Below are 18,061 nucleotides of genomic sequence, written 5' to 3' on the forward strand. Positions count from 1 at the left end.
CCGAGGTGAGCCGCGCACGTGCCGCAGCCGCTGAACCGCCGACGGTCGCGATCGACCTCCGAGCACCCGCCCCGGTGCCGGAGATCGTGACCGGCCGGCGGCGGGACCGTGGTGCGCCGACCACCGACGGCACCCGCGTGATGGGCATCCTCAACGTGACGCCCGACTCCTTCAGTGACGGCGGGCTGCACGAGGCGTACGACGCCGCGGTCGAGCACGCACGGGCGCTCGCCGCCGCCGGTGCCGACATCGTGGACGTCGGTGGTGAGTCCACCCGGCCGGGGGCCGACCGCGTCCCGGTCGAGGTCGAGCAGCGCCGCGTGCTGCCGGTCGTGCAGCAGCTCGTCGCCGAGGGCATCCCGGTGAGCGTCGACACGATGAACGCCGCCACGGCCGAACGTGCGGTGGAACTCGGCGCCGCGATCGTCAACGACGTCTCCGGCGGCCTGGCCGACCCCGACATGGTCCGGGTCGTGCGCGACTCCGGCACCGGGTTCGTGGTGATGCACTGGCGTGGGCACAGCGACCGCATGTACCGGAACGCCGAGTACGTGCACGCCGTCGACGAGGTCCGGCGCGAGGTCGAGCTGCGCGTCGCCGAGCTGATCGTCCTGGGCGTGCGGCAGGAGCAGGTCGTGATCGACCCGGGCCTCGGGTTCGCCAAGCAGGGCGCGCAGAACTGGGAGATCCTCGCCGGGTACGAGCGGTTCGCCTCGATCGGCCTGCCCGTCCTCGTCGCCGCATCGCGCAAGCGGTTCCTCGAGGGGGTCGGCAGCGCTGCCGGGTCCCCGCCGAAGGACCGCGACCTCGCCACCGCCGCCATCAGCCTGCTCGCCGCCGAGCGCGGTGCGTGGGGTGTGCGCGTGCACGACCCGGCACCCACCCGTGCCGTGCTCGACGTCTGGGACGCCTGGAGGGCAGCTCGATCGTGAGGGACATCATCCGACTGACCGGGGTCCGCGCCCGGGGACACCACGGGGTCTTCGACCACGAGCGCGCCGACGGGCAGGACTTCGTCGTCGACGTCGCGGTGGAGGTCGACGCCCGGGCAGCAGCCGGCACCGACGACCTCGACGCCACCGTGCACTACGGCGTCCTCGCCGAGCAGGTGGTGGCCGAGATCGAGCGCGACCCGGTGGACCTCATCGAGACCCTCGCCGAACGCATCGCCACCGCCGTGCTCACGCACCCCGCGGCGCTCGCGACCGAGGTCACCGTGCACAAGCCGCAGGCGCCGATCACGGTGCCGTTCACGGACGTGTCGATCACGATCCGCCGCAGCCGGGGCGCGAGCCTGCCGCACGAGGAAGAAGAGTGAGCCGCGCCGTCGTCGCCCTCGGAGCCAACCTCGGCGACCGTGGGAACACGCTCCGCGCCGCCGCGCGGGCGATCGCCGCGCTGCCGGGCGTCCGCCCGGTGGCGTCCAGTCACGAGGTCGAGTCCGTCGCGGTCACGCTCGACGGCCCGGACGCGACGAAGCCCCGGTACCGCAACGCCGTCGTGGTCGTCGAGACGGAGCTCGAGCCGCAGGACCTCCTCGACGCGCTGCACGGCATCGAGGACGAGCACGGTCGCACCCGCGCCGTCCGGTGGGGGGACCGCACGCTCGACCTCGACCTGGTCGCGTACGACGACCGCACGGTCGACACCGTGACGCTGACGGTGCCGCACCCGCGCGCCGGTGAGCGGGCGTTCGTGCTCGCGCCGTGGCTCGACGCCGACCCGGACGCCGTCCTGCCCGGCGTCGGGCCCGTGGCCGACCTGCTCGCCGCGGTCGGCGACGACACCGACCGTGTCGACGAGCCGCGGCTCTTCGACGACACCGACACCACCGGGGTCCGTCCGTGAAGCCGACCCGCGCCTCCACGCTCATCAGCGTCGCCCTCGTGGCGGCGGTGGCGGGCTTCGCCCTCGACGCGGTCCTGGCCTCGCGGCAGGTCCCGACCCTGTTCCTCGCGACGCCGCTCGGCGTCACCCTCGCCTTCATCGGCGTGGCCGTCGTCCTGATGGCGCGCCCCGTCCGCCGGCACGCCCGCGACGGTGCGTTCCGCCAGCGGCCGGTCGACCCGCTGTACGCGATCCGCGTGGTCGTCCTGGCGAAGGCGTCGAGCATCGCCGGTTCGCTGTTCGGCGGGTTCGCCGCGGGGCTGCTCGTGTACCTCCTGACCCGCTCGGCGTTCCCTTCGCTAGGCTCGGTCCTGCCGAACGCCGTGGCGGTCGGGGGTGGGCTCGTGCTGACGGTGTGCGCCATCGTGGCCGAGCGGATGTGCATCGCACCGCCTGGTGACGATGACGACGACGACCTGCCCCGGGGTGGCACGACGCAGGCGCACTGACCCGCTGCGCCGTCCCAGGCGTGCCGACCAGACCCGACCGCAGGAGACCCGCGATGCCGCGTGAACGACTCGACGAGCCGGGCCTCGGCCTGACCGGTACCCGGTGGACCCGGGTGTCGCCCAAGCTCGTCTGGACCGAGCTCATCACCGCCGTGGCCATCGGGGTCGTCGTCACCGCGGGCTGCGTGATCATCGCGGTCGTCACCGGCGGCTTCGGACGGCCCGCGGGCGTCGTCTGGTCGCTCATCGCCATCGTGGTGTTCGTGGTCGCGGGGACGACGGCCGTCCTGACCCCGCGCCGCGTCCGGGCGATCGGCTACGCGCTGCGCGACGACGACCTCGTGCTGCGCCGCGGCCTGATGTGGCAGCGCTTCACGTCGGTGCCGTACGGCCGGATGCAGCTCGTCGACGTGAACCGTGGGCCGCTCGACCGCGCGCTCGGCATGAGCGAGCTGAAGTTCGTCACCGCCGCGGCGTCGACGAACGTGCGGATCCCGGGCATCCCGGCCACCGACGCGGACGAGCTGCGGGACCGCCTGGTCGAGCTCGCCGAGTCCCGTCGCGCCGGACTGTAGGCCCGCTCGTGACGTTCCGCCCCGGACCCCCGCCGCCAGCTCCGCCGACGCACGGCAACGCGGCCGCCGCAGCCCCGCTGACCGACGGCGAGTGGCACCGTCTGCACCCGCTGACCCCGCTCCTCAAGGGCGGCATCTTCCTGATCGTGGTCCTCGGCTACGTGCTGAACAGCCTGCGCGACCAGCTCGTCGAGTTCTTCATCCCCGGCGGTGGCCCGCAGGACGACGGCGACCCCGTCCGCTACGTCTACGAGCACGGCGTCGTCGGGTGGGTGGTGCTCGGGATCGTCGTGCTGCTCGTGGTCCTGATCGGCCTGTTCTACCTCTCCTGGCGGATGCACGAGTTCCGCGTCACCGGCGAGATCGTCGAGGTCCGGTCCGGCGTGCTCTTCCGGACGAACCGCAAGGCGCGGCTCGACCGGATCCAGGGCATCAACATCTCGCGGCCGCTGGTGCCGCGCATCTTCGGCACGGCGAAGCTCGAGATCGCGCAGGCCGGCAACGACGCGAACGTCCAGCTCGCGTACCTCGGCACGAAGGCCGCCGACGACCTCCGTCAGCGCATCCTCGTGCTCGCGTCGGGCGCGAAGGACGACGACGCCGGCACCTGGCCGGGGCGCGTCTCGAACGGCGCGCTGCAGGACCGGGTCGACGAGGTCTTCTCGCCGGAGCTCGACCCCGCCGCGGTGCACGCGACCCGCATCGTGAAGGTGCACCCCGGTCGTCTCATCGCGTCGATGCTGCTGTCCGGCACGACGGTCTTCATCCTGCTGGCGGTCGCGGCGATGGTCGTCAGCGTCGCCCTCACCGGCGAGTACGGGATCCTGTTCGGCCTGTTCCCCGCCGTCATCGGTGCGGGCGGCTACTACGTCCGGAAGTTCTCGCGGTCGCTGCAGTACACGATCGCCGAGACCCGGGACGGCATCCGGATCGGCTTCGGCCTCGTGTCCACCTCCAACGAGACGCTGCCGCCCGGCCGCATCCACGCCGTGAGCGTCGCGCAGCCGCTGCTCTGGCGGCCGTTCGGCTGGTGGGACGTGCGGATCAACCGGGCGTCGAACGCCGGCAACGGGGCCTCGAACAACCAGCAGGTGTCCTCGATCGTGCTGCCCGTCGGCACCGCGCGGGACGTCCGCGAGGTCCTGGACATCATCCTGCCGGGCCTCGTCGGCACCGCGGTCGTCGGCCCCTCGGCGTCGCAGGAGCAGCTCCGCGAGGGCTCGTCCGAGGCGGTCGACGTCGTCGACGACAGCCTCACCACGACGGGCGACCGCGGCGGCTTCGTGCACTCGCCCCGTCGCGGCGCGTGGCTGCGGCCGTTCGCGTTCCGGCGCAACGGGTACCGCTTCGTCCCGGGTGCGGTCCTGCTCCGGCTCGGTGCCGTCTGGCGGTCGCTCGTGATCGTCCCGCTGCCGCGCGTGCAGAGCGTGAAGGTCTCGCAGGGCCCGGTCGAGCGCGCGCTGCGGCTCGCCTCGGTGCACGTCCAGACCGTGCAGGGGCCGGTCTCGGCGAGCGTCGGCGCGCTCGACGCCCTGGACGCGCAGCGACTGTGGTCCGAGACCGCCGCCCGTGCCGTCGAGGCCGCCGCGGCCGACACGTCGCACCGCTGGCGCGAACGGGAGGCGCGGCACCGGCCCGGTGCGCACGCCGCGGCCCCGCAGGGCCTCGCCCCCACCGCCGGGGCCGGGTGGGCGGACGGCCGCACGACGGTCGCCGCCGGCTGGGCCGACATCGGTGGCTCCGCGCCCGCGCAGCACGAGTCCGACGCCGACGGCTCCGCGCGCGCCGAGGCCGACGCGACCACCCGCGGTCCGGGGGCGCACCCGGCGACCGGCACCGTGCCTCCCGACTCGCCCTGGGGCGCGGTCCCGCCACCCGGAGCCGCACGGTGAGGGCCGGACGACTCGGCGTCGGCGTGGTCGGCGCGGGACGCGTCGGACCGGTCCTCGGCGCCGCCCTGGCGAACGCGGAACACGCGGTGGTCGGGGTGACCGCCGTCTCGGACGAGGGCCGCGACCGTGCCGAGGCGATGCTCCCCGGCGCGCCCGTCCTCGCCACACCGGACCTGGTCGAGCGGAGCGAGCTCGTGCTCCTCGCCGTCCCGGACGACCAGCTGGCGAGCCTCGTCCAGGGGCTGGCGGACGCCGGCATCTGGCAGCCCGGGCAGCTCGTCGTGCACACCAGCCCGGACCACGGCGTCGGCATCCTCGCCCCGGCGATGGCCGCCGGGGCGATCCCGCTCGCCATCCACCCGGCGATGGCGTTCACGGGCACCAGCGTCGACCTCGCACGGCTGCGCGACGCGTACTGCGCCGTGACCGCGCCGTCGCCGGTCCTGCCGATCGCGCAGGCACTCGTCGTCGAGATGGGGGCCGAGCCCTTCGTCGTCGCCGAGGGGGACCGGCCCGCGTACGCCGACGCGGTCCGTGCCGCGGTGAGCTTCTCGACCGCGATCGTCGACCAGTCCGCGGGCACGCTCGAGGGCATCGGCGTGGAGCACCCCGGTCGGGTCCTCGGCGCCCTGGTACGGTCGGCCGTCGAGAACGCACTCGCCGCAGCCGACGGCCAGGCGACGCTCTAGAGGGGGGACACATGCAGACGAAGCCGTGGCGCATCACCACCGCGCAGGCGAAGGTCGGGTACGTCGTCGCCTCGGCGGTCGTCGAGGTGCTCGTGGTGCTCCTGCTCCTCGCACTGGACGTGTCCCCGTCGGCGGTGGGCCTGCTCGGTGCGCTGTGGTTCCTGGCGACGGTGCTCGTCGGCGTCCGGGTGTTCCGCGGTCCCGGCGAACCGGTCGCCCCACCGCGTGCCTGGTGGCGGATGACTGCCGGCCCGGTCGTGGGGTACCTGCTCGCGGCGTACTTCGTGGCGGACGGTGTCGTCGCCCGTGGGCTCGCGGCCGAGCGCCTCGACCTCGGCGGGGCCGTCGTCTCCGTGCTCGTGGCCGCCGCGTACGCCGCGTCGTCGACCGCACTCGTCGTGCTCCGCGTGCAGGGCCGCCCGGCTCCCGGATCGGTGTCGCCCGCCCGGGTGCGCGATTCCGGGTCGGATCCCGCGCGCGGGTAGCATCGACGGGACCCCCACGACCCATCGGAGCCGCACCAGCATGAGCGAAGAGACCGCCGCAGACGTCCTGTCAGCCGAGGAGACCAGCGAGCAGCGCCAGGTCCGGCTCGACAAGCGGGCGAAGCTCCTGGAGTCGGGGATCGAGGCGTACCCGGCCGAGCTCCCCATCACGACGACGATCGCCGCGGTCCGCGAGCAGTACGCGCACCTCGAGACCGGCGAGGAGACCCAGGACGTCGTCGGCGTCGCCGGACGCATCGTGTTCTCGCGCAACACCGGCAAGCTCTGCTTCGCGACCCTGCAGGCCGGCGACGGCTCCCGCGTGCAGGCGATGGTGTCCCTCGCCGAGGTGGGCGACGAGTCGCTCGCGCGGTGGAAGGAGTTCGTCGACCTCGGCGACCACGTGTTCGTGCACGGCCGCGTGATCTCGTCGCGACGGGGCGAGCTGTCGATCATGGTGGACGAGTGGGCCATCGCGGCGAAGGCCATCCTGCCGCTGCCGAACCTGCACAACGAGCTCAACGAGGAGACGCGGGTCCGCCAGCGCTACCTCGACCTCATCGTGCGCGAGGAAGCGCGCGCCACCGTCCGCGCCCGGGCCGCGGTGATGTCGTCGCTCCGGCAGACGTTCGCCGGCCACGACTACCTCGAGGTCGAGACGCCGATGCTGCAGACCCAGCACGGCGGCGCCTCGGCCCGTCCGTTCGTCACCCACTCGAACGCCTTCGACACCGAGCTGTACCTGCGCATCGCGCCGGAGCTCTTCCTGAAGCGCGCCGTCGTCGGCGGCATCGACCGGGTCTTCGAGGTGAACCGGAACTTCCGCAACGAGGGTGCCGACTCGACGCACTCGCCCGAGTTCGCGATGCTCGAGGCGTACCAGGCGTACGGCGACTACGAGCAGATGGCCGACCTGACGCAGGAGCTCGTCCAGAACGCCGCGCGCGCCGTGACCGGCGGTGCGCTCGAGGTCACCCTCGCGGACGGCAGCACGTACGACCTCGGCGGCGAGTGGCCGCGCATCGACATGTACGGGTCGCTCTCCGAGAAGGCCGGGCGCGAGATCACCCCGGCGACCCCGCTGTCCGAGCTGCAGGAGCTCGCCGCGGCCGAGGGCGTCGAAGTCGCGCACGCGACCCACGGCAAGTACGTCGAGGAGCTCTGGGAGCACTTCGTGATCGACTCGCTCGACCGCCCGACGTTCGTCATGAACTTCCCGGTCGACACCTCACCGCTCACCCGCGAGCACCGCACGCGGCCCGGCGTCGTGGAGAAGTGGGACCTCTACGTGCGCGGCTTCGAGCTGGCGACGGCGTACTCGGAGCTCGTCGACCCGGTGGTGCAGCGCGAGCGGTTCGTCGACCAGGCGCGACTCGCGGCCGGGGGCGACCCGGAGGCGATGCGCGTCGACGAGGAGTTCCTGCGCGCACTCGAGCACGCCATGCCGCCGTCGGGTGGCATGGGCATGGGCATCGACCGGTTGCTCATGGCGATCACGGGGCTCGGCATCCGCGAGACGATCCTGTTCCCGCTCGTCAAGTAGGGCGCCGGAGGGCGGAGCGGCAGGCCAGCGGCGCGCGACGCCGGCCCCGGAACAGCCCGAGGCCCGCTCGGATCGGAGTGGGTTACGATGCTGCGGTGCCGCATGGAGTCGTGACCGGGATCATCTTCGCCCTGACGCCGACCGTCGTGGTCGGCCTCATCTTCTGGTTCGTCATGCGCGCGATCATGCGGGCCGACCGCACCGAGCGTGCCGTCTACGCCAAGGTCGAGGCCGAGGAGCGCGCGCGGTTCGAGCGCGAGCACGGCGTCCCCGCTCCCGCTCCGGCCTCGGCCGAGTAGCGCCAGGCGGGTCCCGGGCGCGCTGCGCGCTGGACACCCGCTGTTCACCGCGCGGTGTGACCCTGTCGTCGTGCGCCCCGAACCCGCCACCGACCGCGCCGACCGAGCCGACCGCGCCGACCGGGTCGACAGCAGCGACCGCGCAGTCAGCGCCGGCGGGCCTGACGACCCCGTCGAGCTCGACGCCGTCGACGCCTTCGGGCACCCCGCGCTCGCCGACCCCGCCCGCGACGACGCCGAGTGGCCGGACGGCGACGAGGACGACATCGACGTCTGACCGTCCGGACCCGGTCACCGCCCGTTCACCCGCGCGACGCGTCGCAGGGTGAGCATCGTCCGCATGTCCATCACGAAGTTCCTCGCCGGCTCGAGCGCCGCTCGCCGCGCGGTCGTCCCCGTGCGCGGGACCGCCTTCACCGGCCGCAGCCTGGTCGGCGACATCGAGAGCGAGTACGACGAGTTCGACCGCGACGCCGATCTCGAGGTCTCCAAGCGCCGCGAGGGGTGGCTCGAACCCTCCTGGTGACCCCCACCCGTTCCTCGTTCGGGGTACGACGACCGGATCCGACCGATCCGGGGCGCCGTACCCCGTTCTCGTATCCAGAGCACGCACGTTCGTGGGGTACAGCGTCGGAAACCCGCTCGAAACACGGGGGTACCCCCGGAAACACGGCGGAATCAGCGGACTGACGGGCCACGAGGGGGACCCCGGTGTCGTCGTGGTGTACCCCGTGGGGGACGGATCGGCGGGTGAAGCACGGAGAAGCCTGAGAATCGATCCGATGGGTTTGTGGGGTACACCTCGGGGCCGCTTTACTCGTGATCACCCCACCGAGGCCAACACCGTCGAACGCAGGGAGAGTCATCATGACGACCGCGACCGCAACACCGAAGACGACGACCACTGGCACCACCGCGCGCCGGACCACCAAGAAGACGGCAGCACCCAAGACCACTGCCACCACCGAGACCACCACGCTCGACACCGAGGTCGAAGCGGACGAGCAGCTCGCCGGCGTCCGCGGCGCATCCGTCGACCAGGTCGGTGACTACCTCCGCCACATCGGGCGCCTCTCGCTCCTCACCGCCGAGGAAGAAGCCGAGATCGCCCGCCGCATCGAGGTCGGGCTCTTCGCAGAAGAGAAGCTCAACACCGAGAAGGACCTCCCGAAGACCCTGCAGCGCGAACTGCGCTGGCTGGTCCGCGACGGTGAGCGCGCCAAGGAGCGCATGATCACGTCGAACCTCCGCCTCGTCGTGAGCATCGCCAAGCGCTACTCGCAGCGCGGCCTGCCGTTCATGGACGTCATCCAGGAGGGCAACCTCGGCCTGGTCCGTGCGGTCGAGAAGTTCGACTTCACGCAGGGCTACAAGTTCTCGACCTACGCCACGTGGTGGATCCGCCAGGCGATCTCGCGCGGCCTCGCCGACAAGGCGCGCACGATCCGCATCCCGGTCCACACCGTCGAGCTGATCAACAAGATCTCGCGCACCGAGCGTGACCTCACCGTCGACCTCGGCCGCGCGCCGATGCCCGATGAGGTCGCCGCCGAGCTGAGCATGAGCGTCGAGGAACTCGTCGACCTCAAGGGCCGTTCGCACGAGCCGGTCTCGATCCACACGGTGGTCGGTGACTCGGACGACAGCGAGCTGGGCGACTTCATCGAGGACGAGGACGCCGCGAGCCCGAACGAGCTCACCGAGACGACGCTCCTGCACCGCGACATCCGCTCCATCGTCGCCGAGCTCCCGAGCGACGAGGCGAACGTGATCCGCATGCGCTACGGCCTCGACGACGACAAGCCGATGACGCTCGACGAGATCTCGAAGATCGTCCACACGACCCGCCAGGCGGTCAGCCGTGTGGAGTCCCGCGCCAAGCTGCGGCTCTTCGCCAAGGCGGTCTCGCAGGACATGCAGCTGTACCTGACCGACTGAGGTCAGCGACTTCGGCCGGTGCACGCGCGCCGGCTGGGGGACCCGGGGCGTTCCGTGGGAAGACGGTCCGGTGGGGTGATGGGACGGCCCGTCCAGGCGACTGCCTGGACGGGCCACTCTCGTTTCCGGGCCTGGGCCCGGGCCCGGGCCCAGGCCGGGGCCGGGGGCCGGGGGGCCGGGGGGCCGCAGCCGGGAGCCGAGGGGCCGGGGCCGACGGGTCCGGCTACTCCTCGAGCTCGCGCCCGAGCTTCTGCCGCAGGTCCTGCGGGATGAGCTCGATGAGCTGGTCCGGCCGCACCGGCAGGTCGAGCAGGCTGAGCTTCACCCGTCCGGTCCGCCCGTGGCGCTCGGCGTCCAGGCGCACCACGCTGCCGGCGTCCTTCCGCAGCCGGACGTCGAGCTGCGCCCCGGTGGCGACCTCGCCGACGACGAGCCCGTCGACCTCGAGGGCAGCGCTCCGGGTGCCCTCGGCGATGTCGAAGCGGTAGCGCTCCCGCGCCGCCAGCACGACGGACCGGTCGATCCCCGCCATCGGAGCGACCGGGGTCACGACCGACCCGGACAGGGCGGGGGAGAGCACCGGGCCGCCGGCCGCGTAGTTGTACGCCGTGGACCCGGCAGGGGTCGCCGCGACGATGGCGTCCGCGCGGTAGTACCCGTAGCCGAGGCCGCCGACGCTGAGGTCCGCGGACACCTGCCCGGCGCCGGGGCGTCGCACGATCGTGAGGTCGTTGAACGCGAGGTAGTCCGTCCGTGCGCCGCTCCAGGAGAGCCGGGCCTCGAGCGCGTGGTGGGGCTCGAGCTGGTACTCGCCGGCGGACAGGCGTTCGAGCGCTGCCTCGAGCTCCGGTGGTTCGATCTCGACGAGGAAGCCCACGTTGCCGTAGTTGACGCCGAGCACCGGCACCGGGCGCTTCGCCACGAGCCGCATCGCCCCGAGCATCGTGCCGTCCCCGCCGAGCGCGACGACGAGGTCGACCTCCTCGGTGAAGTCCTCGTCGCTGATCACGTCGACGCCGCCGCCGACGCGCTGCGCGTCGGCACGCCGGGCGACGAGGCGACCGCGGCCGGACGCGTTCCAGCGCTGCAGGGTCAGGACCGACTCCTGCACGTTCTTGGTCGGGTGGACGACGAGGCCGACGACGGGCTGCTCCATGACGGAATCGTACCCAGGGCGCCCGTCGGGACCCTGGCCCGCCCGGTGCGGCAGGTGCGGTCGACGCGACCGCCTGCCGGACGGGAGGCGCGGTGCCGGCCGGTTCCGCGCCTCCCGTCCGCCCGTTCCGTCCGCTCACTGCGCACATCCCGCAACGAGGTCACGCCCACGGCGAACAGGGGCAGCCACCGGGGGGAGCGCTGGTTACTCTCGAAGTACGTCACCGGACTTCCACAGTCCGGCAAGGGAGAGCACATGTTCGAGAGATTCACCGACCGAGCCCGTCGTGTTGTCGTCCTCGCTCAAGAAGAAGCGAAGATGCTCAACCACAACTACATCGGCACCGAGCACATCCTCCTCGGCCTCATCCACGAGGGCGAGGGCGTCGCCGCGAAGGCGCTGGAGTCGCTCGGCATCTCGCTCGATGCCGTCCGCGAGCAGGTCCAGGACATCATCGGGCAGGGCCAGCAGCAGCCGACCGGGCACATCCCGTTCACGCCGCGCGCCAAGAAGGTGCTCGAGCTGTCCCTGCGCGAGGCGCTGCAGCTCGGCCACAACTACATCGGCACGGAGCACATCCTGCTCGGCCTCATCCGCGAGGGCGAGGGTGTCGCAGCCCAGGTCCTCGTGAAGCTCGGCGCCGACCTCAACCGGGTCCGCCAGCAGGTCATCCAGCTCCTGTCCGGCTACCAGGGCAAGGAAGCGGTCGCCGTCGGCGGCGAGCAGCAGCAGAACGCGCAGCAGGGTTCGCAGGTCCTCGACCAGTTCGGTCGGAACCTCACCCAGGCCGCGCGCGACGCCAAGCTCGACCCGGTCATCGGGCGCGAGAAGGAGATGGAGCGGGTCATGCAGATCCTCTCCCGCCGCTCCAAGAACAACCCCGTCCTGATCGGTGAGCCCGGCGTCGGCAAGACCGCCGTCGTCGAGGGCCTCGCCCAGGCGATCGTCAAGGGCGACGTGCCCGAGACGCTGAAGGACAAGCAGCTCTACTCGCTCGACCTCGGGTCGCTCATCGCCGGGTCCCGCTACCGCGGTGACTTCGAGGAGCGCCTCAAGAAGGTCACGAAGGAGATCCGCACCCGCGGCGACATCATCGTCTTCATCGACGAGATCCACACCCTCGTGGGTGCCGGTGCCGCCGAGGGCGCGATCGACGCCGCGTCGATCCTCAAGCCGCTCCTCGCTCGCGGCGAGCTGCAGACGATCGGTGCGACCACGCTCGACGAGTACCGCAAGCACTTCGAGAAGGACGCCGCACTCGAGCGTCGCTTCCAGTCGGTGCAGGTCAACGAGCCGTCGCTGCCGCACACCATCAACATCCTCAAGGGCCTCCGCGACAAGTACGAGGCGTTCCACAAGGTGTCCATCACCGACGGGGCGATCGTCTCCGCGGCGAACCTGGCGGACCGCTACGTGCAGGACCGCTTCCTGCCGGACAAGGCCATCGACCTGATCGACGAGGCCGGCGCTCGCCTGCGCCTGTCGATCCTGTCGGCACCGCCGGAGCTCCGCGAGTTCGACGAGAAGATCTCGACGGTCCGCGGGCAGAAGGAAGCCGCCATCGAGGAGCAGGACTTCGAGAAGGCCGCGAGCCTGCGCGACGAGGAGAAGAAGCTCCTCGGCGAGCGTCTCCGCCTCGAGAAGCAGTGGCGTGCGGGTGACGTCGCCGCGTCCGGCACCGTCGACGAGGGCATCATCGCCGAGGTCCTGGCACAGGCCACGGGCATCCCGGTGTTCAAGCTCACCGAGGAGGAGACCTCGCGTCTCGTCTTCATGGAGAAGGCACTGCACCAGCGCGTCATCGGTCAGGAAGAAGCCATCTCGGCCCTCTCCAAGACCATCCGCCGCACGCGTGCCGGCCTGAAGGACCCGAACCGCCCCTCGGGCTCGTTCATCTTCGCCGGCCCCACGGGCGTCGGCAAGACCGAGCTGGCCAAGGCGCTCGCGGAGTTCCTGTTCGACGACGAGGGCGCACTGATCTCCCTCGACATGTCGGAGTTCGGCGAGAAGCACACCGTGTCGCGCCTGTTCGGTGCCCCTCCCGGGTTCGTCGGGTTCGAGGAGGGCGGCCAGCTCACCGAGAAGGTGCGCCGCAAGCCGTTCTCCGTGGTCCTGTTCGACGAGATCGAGAAGGCCCACCCGGACATCTTCAACTCGCTGCTGCAGGTCCTCGAAGAGGGTCGTCTGACCGACGGTCAGGGCCGCGTGGTCGACTTCAAGAACACCGTCATCATCATGACCACGAACCTCGGTTCGCAGGGCATCGCCGGTGGCCCGGTGGGCTTCCAGGTCGAGGGTGACTCCGGCGTCGGCTACGACCGGATGCGCGCGAAGGTGAACGAGGAGCTGAAGAAGCACTTCAAGCCCGAGTTCCTGAACCGCGTCGACGACACGATCGTGTTCCCGCAGCTCTCGCAGTCCGAGCTGCTGCAGATCGTGGACCTCTTCGTGAAGCGCCTGTCCGACCGTCTGCTCGACCGCGACATGACGGTGGAGCTCTCGCTCGCCGCCAAGGAGCAGCTCATCAAGGTCGGGTTCGACCCGGCACTCGGTGCCCGCCCGCTGCGTCGCGCGATGCAGCACGAGGTCGAGGACCAGCTGTCCGAGCACATCCTGCAGGGTGAGCTCAACGCCGGTGACCACGTGAAGGTCGACTTCGCCGAGGGTGCCTTCCAGTTCGAGACCGGGCGTCAGCCGGGTCGCGAGGAGGTCCTCGCCGGTGCCGCAGCGGTCGAGACCGCGGACGCGCCGCAGGGCGAGATCGAGTCCTAGGACGCACGTGCGAAGGGGGACGGTGCCGTTCGGCACCGTCCCCCTTCGTCCTGTGTGCGCGTCGAGTGTCCGCCGACCCTCTTCCGGGGGTACGGTGAACAGTGCGCGAGGGGTTCCCCCCAACGCCTTGCGCACAGCGATCGACCGGTTCCCCCCAACGGGTCGAGACGCCGGCGGCCCCGGTCTGTTCACAGACCGGGGCCGTTGCTCGTTCGGTGCCCGATCGCGGCCGTCGTCCGACCGGCCCACGACCGCGACCACCGTGCGTTCGGGCCGGGGCCGTCGCGGTTGCGACAGGACCTGATCGCGGCGGTCGCGCGTCAGGGTGTGATCGTCGCCGCGAAGTCCCGCACCGCGGTCTCCCAGCGGTCCGGGTCCTCGTTCCACTCGAGCGTGTGCGGGGCCGTCCGGAACGCGACGGCGTGCACGTCGTGCCGCTGCGTCAACCGGGCGACGTCGTCCACGGCGACGAGCGCGTCGGCCGTGGAGTGCAGCACCAGCGTCGGCGTGTGCGTGTCCTGCCACGAGGTCGTCCGGACGGGCCGCGGAGCACCCGCGAGCCGGGACAGCACCGGGGTCGTCGCGATGCGTGCCGCGACGGTGCCGACGAACCGGGGCAACCGGGCGGCGCCGACGGCTCCGCGGAGCGCCGACCGGACGTCGAGGAGCGGTGCAACCGCCACGATCCCGTCGACCGGTTCGCGTGCGGCGGCGACGGAGGCCGCGAGCGCGCCGGCCGACCAGCCCTGCAGCACCACGCGGGCGACCCCGCGGGCGCGGGCGGCCCGGACGGCGGCGACGACACGGTCGACCGCGACGGGGTCGAGCGACCGCAGCGGCAGGTCGGTCGTGTCCACCACCTCCGACGTCGCACCGAGTGCACGCCACACCGCGACGCCGCGGAGGACCTGACGCGGGCCGAGTGACTGTCCGTGGACGTGGACGACGTGCGTCGCGGCGGCGGCGGTCGGCTCGTCGCCGGGCACGTCCCGCTCCGAGTCGACCATCGACGCGTCCCACGTCCACTCGCCCGGCTCGGGAGGCGCGGTCGCACCGCCGTCGAGCAGGGCCCGACGGACGGTCTCGGCGTCGCCGGCGGCCGATACGAGCAACCGGCCCACGGCGACGCGCCGACCGTCCCGGACCAGGGCGTACGTGCCCGGGAGACGGGTGTCGCGGCTGGCCACGAGCTCGACGGAGGCCTCGGCAGCGCTCCGCACGGTGGCCGTGGCGGTGTACGGGGTCGGCGCGACCAGCCGTCGGGCCACGAGGGCTCCGAGGGCCACCGTGCCGGCGGCGCCGACGGTGGTGCCGACTGCGGCGATGCGTGCGCTCGTCATGTGTCTCCCGGGTGCGTCAGGTGGTGGTCGCGTCACGCGACCGTGTGCGGTGGTCGTGACCGGCAGACGGACGGGAGGCGCGGTACCAGCCGGTACCGCGCCTCCCGTCCGTCCTGTGGGGCGTCCTAGGCCTGGACGTCGCCTCGCCAGCCGGGCTGGGTCGGCGCGTTCTCGACGCGCTCCTTGTAGTTCTGCAGGTCCTTCTTGACGGCGTGGCCGCCGACACCGACGGCGGAGCCGAGCTTCTCGAGGAAGCCGGACGGCTCCCAGTCGATCTGGGCGGTGACGCGGGTCTCGTTGTCGGACAGCTTGTGGAACGTCACCACGCCGGCGTGGTCGGTGTCGCCGTCCTTGACGGTCCACGCGACGCGCTCGTCGGGGTGCTGCTCGGTGATGACGGCACGGAAGTCGCGCTCCTGGCCGGCGACCTTCACGGTCCAGTCGGTGGTCTTGTCGTCGACCTGGACGATCTTCTCGACCTCGTCGAGGAAGGTGGGGAACTCCTCGAAGCGGGTCCATTGGTCGTAGGCCTGACGGACGGGGACGTTGACGTCGACGGTTTCGATGATCTGAGGCATGGTCCTGACGGTAGGCCGCTGCGGCTGGGTGGCGTCCAGGGGGCACGTCCCCCGCCGGCGGGCCCGACGTGACCGATGCCAGTACGCTGAGGCAGATGGCTGAACACGGGAAGCACGCGTTCCACGAACGGGACGACCACGGCATCCTGGTGCGCCCTGCGCTCGCCTCCGACGTCCCGCACATCCAGCGGCTCATCGCCCCCTACGTCGACCGGCGCATCCTGCTCGGCAAGGAGAACGTGGCCCTGTACGGGTCGATCCAGCAGTTCCGGATCGCCGAGGGGCCGGACGGCGTCCCGATCGGGTGCGGCGCCCTTGCCGTGTTCTGGGACGACATCGCCGAGGTGCGCACGCTCGCGCTCGACCCGGACTGGATCCACAAGCGCGTCGGGCACCGCATGCTCGAGGCGTTGGAGCACGATGCCCGCGAGCTCGGCGTCGCGCGGATCTTCTGCCTGACCTTCGAGGTCGAGTTCTTCGCGAAGCACGGCTACCTCGAGATCGGCGAGAGCGTGGTCTCGCCCGACGTGTACGCCGAACTCGTCCGGTCGTCGGACGAAGGGGTCGCCGAGTTCCTCGACCTCGCGCGGGTCAAGCCGAACACCCTCGGCAACACCCGCATGCTGAAGATCCTCTGACGCTTTCGCGGGCGGCGCGGCGGGGTTGCCCCTGCGCGCTCGCACCGTTGTCTACCCTGTGCGCATGTCGTCGTTCCGTCACCCCGTCGGGCCCGAGGCGCCGCGTGTCTACTGGCGCCGTCGGGCGGCCGTGATCGGGGTGCTCCTGCTCATCGTGGTCGTCGTCGTGCTGATCGTCGTCGGGCGCGGCAGCGGCGCGACGGCGGAGGCGGGCGCGACCGCGTCGGCCTCCGCGACCGCGGGTCCCGCGTCCACTGAGGCGTCGTCGGGCGCTGCCGGTGCGGGGTCGTCGGCGCGGCCGTCCTCGGCACCGGCGTCGTCGTCGTCCCCCTCGGCAGCTGCCGGTTCTTCGGGTGCCGGGTCGGCTGGAGCCGCCGGTGCGACGTGTTCGAAGGACCAGATCCAGCTGACCCCCGTCCTCGACAAGAGCGCCTACGCCGCCACCGAGGACCCGAAGATCGCGATGTCGATCAAGAACACCGGCTCCGCGTCGTGCCACATGAACCTCGGGTCGTCGCAGCAGGTCCTCACCATCAGCTCCGGCGCCGAGCAGTACTGGTCCTCGAAGGACTGCCAGACCGGCGGCACGGACCAGGACGTCACGATCAAGGCGGGGCAGACGCTCACCACGCCGGCGATCACGTGGGACCGGACGCGCTCGTCGACGTCGACGTGTGACTCGTCACGGCCGGCCGTGACCGGCGGTGGGGCCAGCTACCACCTGCAGGTCGCGGTGGGGAGCCTGGTGTCGAAGGAGTCGGCGCAGTTCATCCTGCAGTAGCGGGTGCGGGCTACCGTGCGCGGGCGTTGCGGCCTGCGCTTGTCGTGTGGGTGTCGTGGGCTGCGCTGGTCGCGATGGTGTCCGGACATGCAGAACGGGCCCGCCGTCCGCGAGGACGACGGGCCCGTTCGAAGCTGAGGGTGATCAGCCGATGACGGTGATGTTCTCCGCCTGCGGGCCCTTGCGGCCCTCGGTGATCTCGAACTCCACCTTCTGGTTCTCCTCGAGCGACTTGTAGCCGTTGCCACCGATCGCGGAGAAGTGGGCGAAGACGTCAGCGCTGCCGTCGTCCGGCGCAATGAAGCCGAAGCCCTTTTCGTTGTTGAACCACTTGACGGTTCCAGTTGCCATGATGGCGTTCCTTACTTTCTTGCCAGGCGAGCTCATCGCTGCCTGTCTTGCGAAGCGGTACTTGCTACCGCCGATCCAGCAACCGATTGTCGTCAGATCGATGCGCCCCGCGGGCATGGGGCCGGCGGAACGGGTTCGGGGCCAGGCGGCCGGGGAAGGCCAGTGACCGATGGCGCTCGAGGTGCATGGCACCGGAAGAACGATGGACTCCCGCCGAAGCGGTTGGTACCAACTTACAGGCTCAGGCCCACAAGGGAAGAGCCGAAGTCGCCGAACTGCCCGGAATCTGGTGGACTGGGTCCCGATGGCAGACAAGGAACAGCGCTTCCGGAGCGAACAGCTCGAGGAGGCCCTCGCGAAGCAGGACGTCGCAGCGGTGGCCTACGCGCTCCGCAACGACATCGTGATCGTCCCCCGACTCGTCACCGGCAAGAAGGACATGCAGGTGCGGGTGTTCGGTCGCGAAGGGTCCGACAAGCGCATCCTGCTGCTGTTCTCGTCGGCTGACGCCTACACCGCGATGGTGCCGGACGAGAAGATCCGGCAGGTCATGGTCTACGACGGCGCGCGGCTGGAGGAGTTCCTCGCCGCGCACCTGGACTCGCTCGAGGGTGTGTTCTTCGACATCGCCGGGCCCCACACGATGCAGGCGACGCCGGACGATCTGCTGGCGGCGTTGCGAGCCTGA

The 18,061-nt window shown here is 71.6% G+C and carries 21 protein-coding genes; 17 read left to right on the forward strand and 4 right to left on the reverse strand.

Annotated features, from left to right (window positions below):
- Positions 1-140 precede the first annotated feature (140 nt).
- The 13 genes from folP (at position 141) to AAEP86_RS04710 (ending at position 9,757) form a co-directional block, all read left to right on the forward strand.
- Positions 141-932 (forward strand): dihydropteroate synthase, encoded by a 792-nt coding sequence (folP, locus tag AAEP86_RS04650; RefSeq protein ID WP_420370448.1) that lies wholly within the window; start codon positions 141-143, stop codon positions 930-932.
- Complete coding sequence (gene folB, locus AAEP86_RS04655; protein ID WP_420369367.1) at positions 929-1,318, forward strand: dihydroneopterin aldolase; 390 nt, start codon at positions 929-931, stop codon at positions 1,316-1,318. The genes folP and folB overlap by 4 nt, the downstream gene beginning before the upstream one ends.
- Positions 1,315-1,848 carry a 2-amino-4-hydroxy-6-hydroxymethyldihydropteridine diphosphokinase gene (folK, locus tag AAEP86_RS04660; protein ID WP_420369368.1) on the forward strand — a complete coding sequence of 178 codons (534 nt, stop codon included), beginning with the start codon at positions 1,315-1,317 and terminating at the stop codon, positions 1,846-1,848. Before folB ends, folK begins: the two co-directional genes overlap by 4 nt.
- Entirely contained in the window at positions 1,845-2,336 is a 492-nt protein-coding gene (locus AAEP86_RS04665; RefSeq protein WP_420369369.1) for a DUF3180 domain-containing protein, read from the forward strand. The genes folK and AAEP86_RS04665 overlap by 4 nt, the downstream gene beginning before the upstream one ends.
- A 53-nt stretch (positions 2,337-2,389) precedes the next feature.
- Positions 2,390-2,911, forward strand: a complete 522-nt coding sequence (locus AAEP86_RS04670) for a PH domain-containing protein (RefSeq protein WP_420369370.1) — start codon at positions 2,390-2,392, stop codon at positions 2,909-2,911.
- 8 nt (positions 2,912-2,919) lie between these two features.
- Positions 2,920-4,803, forward strand: coding sequence for a PH domain-containing protein (locus AAEP86_RS04675; RefSeq protein ID WP_420369371.1), 1,884 nt, complete (start codon positions 2,920-2,922; stop codon positions 4,801-4,803).
- Positions 4,800-5,492 (forward strand): Rossmann-like and DUF2520 domain-containing protein, encoded by a 693-nt coding sequence (locus tag AAEP86_RS04680; RefSeq protein WP_420369372.1) that lies wholly within the window; start codon positions 4,800-4,802, stop codon positions 5,490-5,492. The genes AAEP86_RS04675 and AAEP86_RS04680 overlap by 4 nt, the downstream gene beginning before the upstream one ends.
- Before the next feature lie 11 nt (positions 5,493-5,503).
- Positions 5,504-5,977, forward strand: a complete 474-nt coding sequence (locus AAEP86_RS04685; protein WP_420369373.1) for a hypothetical protein — start codon at positions 5,504-5,506, stop codon at positions 5,975-5,977.
- Between the two features lie 40 nt (positions 5,978-6,017).
- Positions 6,018-7,520 carry a lysine--tRNA ligase gene (gene lysS / locus AAEP86_RS04690; RefSeq protein ID WP_420369374.1) on the forward strand — a complete coding sequence of 501 codons (1,503 nt, stop codon included), beginning with the start codon at positions 6,018-6,020 and terminating at the stop codon, positions 7,518-7,520.
- Between the two features lie 95 nt (positions 7,521-7,615).
- Complete coding sequence (locus tag AAEP86_RS04695; RefSeq protein WP_133519636.1) at positions 7,616-7,819, forward strand: hypothetical protein; 204 nt, start codon at positions 7,616-7,618, stop codon at positions 7,817-7,819.
- A 70-nt stretch (positions 7,820-7,889) separates the two neighbouring features.
- A complete protein-coding gene (locus tag AAEP86_RS04700; protein ID WP_420369375.1) occupies positions 7,890-8,096 on the forward strand; it encodes a hypothetical protein in 207 nt (68 codons plus the stop codon).
- Between the two features lie 63 nt (positions 8,097-8,159).
- Entirely contained in the window at positions 8,160-8,345 is a 186-nt protein-coding gene (locus AAEP86_RS04705) for a hypothetical protein (RefSeq protein WP_420369376.1), read from the forward strand.
- A 341-nt stretch (positions 8,346-8,686) separates the two neighbouring features.
- Positions 8,687-9,757 (forward strand): sigma-70 family RNA polymerase sigma factor, encoded by a 1,071-nt coding sequence (locus tag AAEP86_RS04710; RefSeq protein ID WP_420369377.1) that lies wholly within the window; start codon positions 8,687-8,689, stop codon positions 9,755-9,757.
- Between the two features lie 223 nt (positions 9,758-9,980).
- On the opposite strand, the gene AAEP86_RS04715 is transcribed toward AAEP86_RS04710, so the two are convergent.
- Positions 9,981-10,913, reverse strand: a complete 933-nt coding sequence (locus AAEP86_RS04715; protein ID WP_420369378.1) for an NAD(+)/NADH kinase — start codon at positions 10,911-10,913, stop codon at positions 9,981-9,983.
- 255 nt (positions 10,914-11,168) lie between these two features.
- Between AAEP86_RS04715 and AAEP86_RS04720 the strand changes: the two genes are divergently transcribed.
- On the forward strand, positions 11,169-13,685 hold the full coding sequence (locus AAEP86_RS04720) for an ATP-dependent Clp protease ATP-binding subunit (RefSeq protein ID WP_420369379.1): 2,517 nt from the start codon (positions 11,169-11,171) through the stop codon (positions 13,683-13,685).
- Between the two features lie 320 nt (positions 13,686-14,005).
- Here the strand turns inward: AAEP86_RS04720 and AAEP86_RS04725 are convergent, their stop codons facing one another.
- Both AAEP86_RS04725 and AAEP86_RS04730 read right to left on the reverse strand, forming a co-directional pair.
- A complete protein-coding gene (locus tag AAEP86_RS04725; protein WP_420369380.1) occupies positions 14,006-15,025 on the reverse strand; it encodes a hypothetical protein in 1,020 nt (339 codons plus the stop codon).
- Between the two features lie 125 nt (positions 15,026-15,150).
- On the reverse strand, positions 15,151-15,603 hold the full coding sequence (locus AAEP86_RS04730) for an SRPBCC family protein (RefSeq protein ID WP_420369381.1): 453 nt from the start codon (positions 15,601-15,603) through the stop codon (positions 15,151-15,153).
- A gap of 95 nt (positions 15,604-15,698) precedes the next feature.
- Between AAEP86_RS04730 and AAEP86_RS04735 the strand changes: the two genes are divergently transcribed.
- Together AAEP86_RS04735 and AAEP86_RS04740 are read left to right on the forward strand one after the other, a co-directional pair.
- Positions 15,699-16,241, forward strand: a complete 543-nt coding sequence (locus tag AAEP86_RS04735; RefSeq protein WP_420369382.1) for an amino-acid N-acetyltransferase — start codon at positions 15,699-15,701, stop codon at positions 16,239-16,241.
- A gap of 64 nt (positions 16,242-16,305) precedes the next feature.
- On the forward strand, positions 16,306-17,022 hold the full coding sequence (locus AAEP86_RS04740) for a hypothetical protein (protein WP_420369383.1): 717 nt from the start codon (positions 16,306-16,308) through the stop codon (positions 17,020-17,022).
- A 144-nt stretch (positions 17,023-17,166) separates the two neighbouring features.
- On the opposite strand, the gene cspE is transcribed toward AAEP86_RS04740, so the two are convergent.
- Complete coding sequence (gene cspE / locus AAEP86_RS04745) at positions 17,167-17,373, reverse strand: cold-shock protein (protein WP_065963953.1); 207 nt, start codon at positions 17,371-17,373, stop codon at positions 17,167-17,169.
- A gap of 304 nt (positions 17,374-17,677) precedes the next feature.
- Here cspE and AAEP86_RS04750 point away from each other — a divergent pair, with 304 nt between their 5' ends.
- Positions 17,678-18,061, forward strand: a complete 384-nt coding sequence (locus tag AAEP86_RS04750) for an SseB family protein (RefSeq protein ID WP_420369384.1) — start codon at positions 17,678-17,680, stop codon at positions 18,059-18,061.

Source organism: Curtobacterium sp. L1-20, from assembly GCF_048755855.1.
Taxonomy (GTDB): domain Bacteria; phylum Actinomycetota; class Actinomycetes; order Actinomycetales; family Microbacteriaceae; genus Curtobacterium.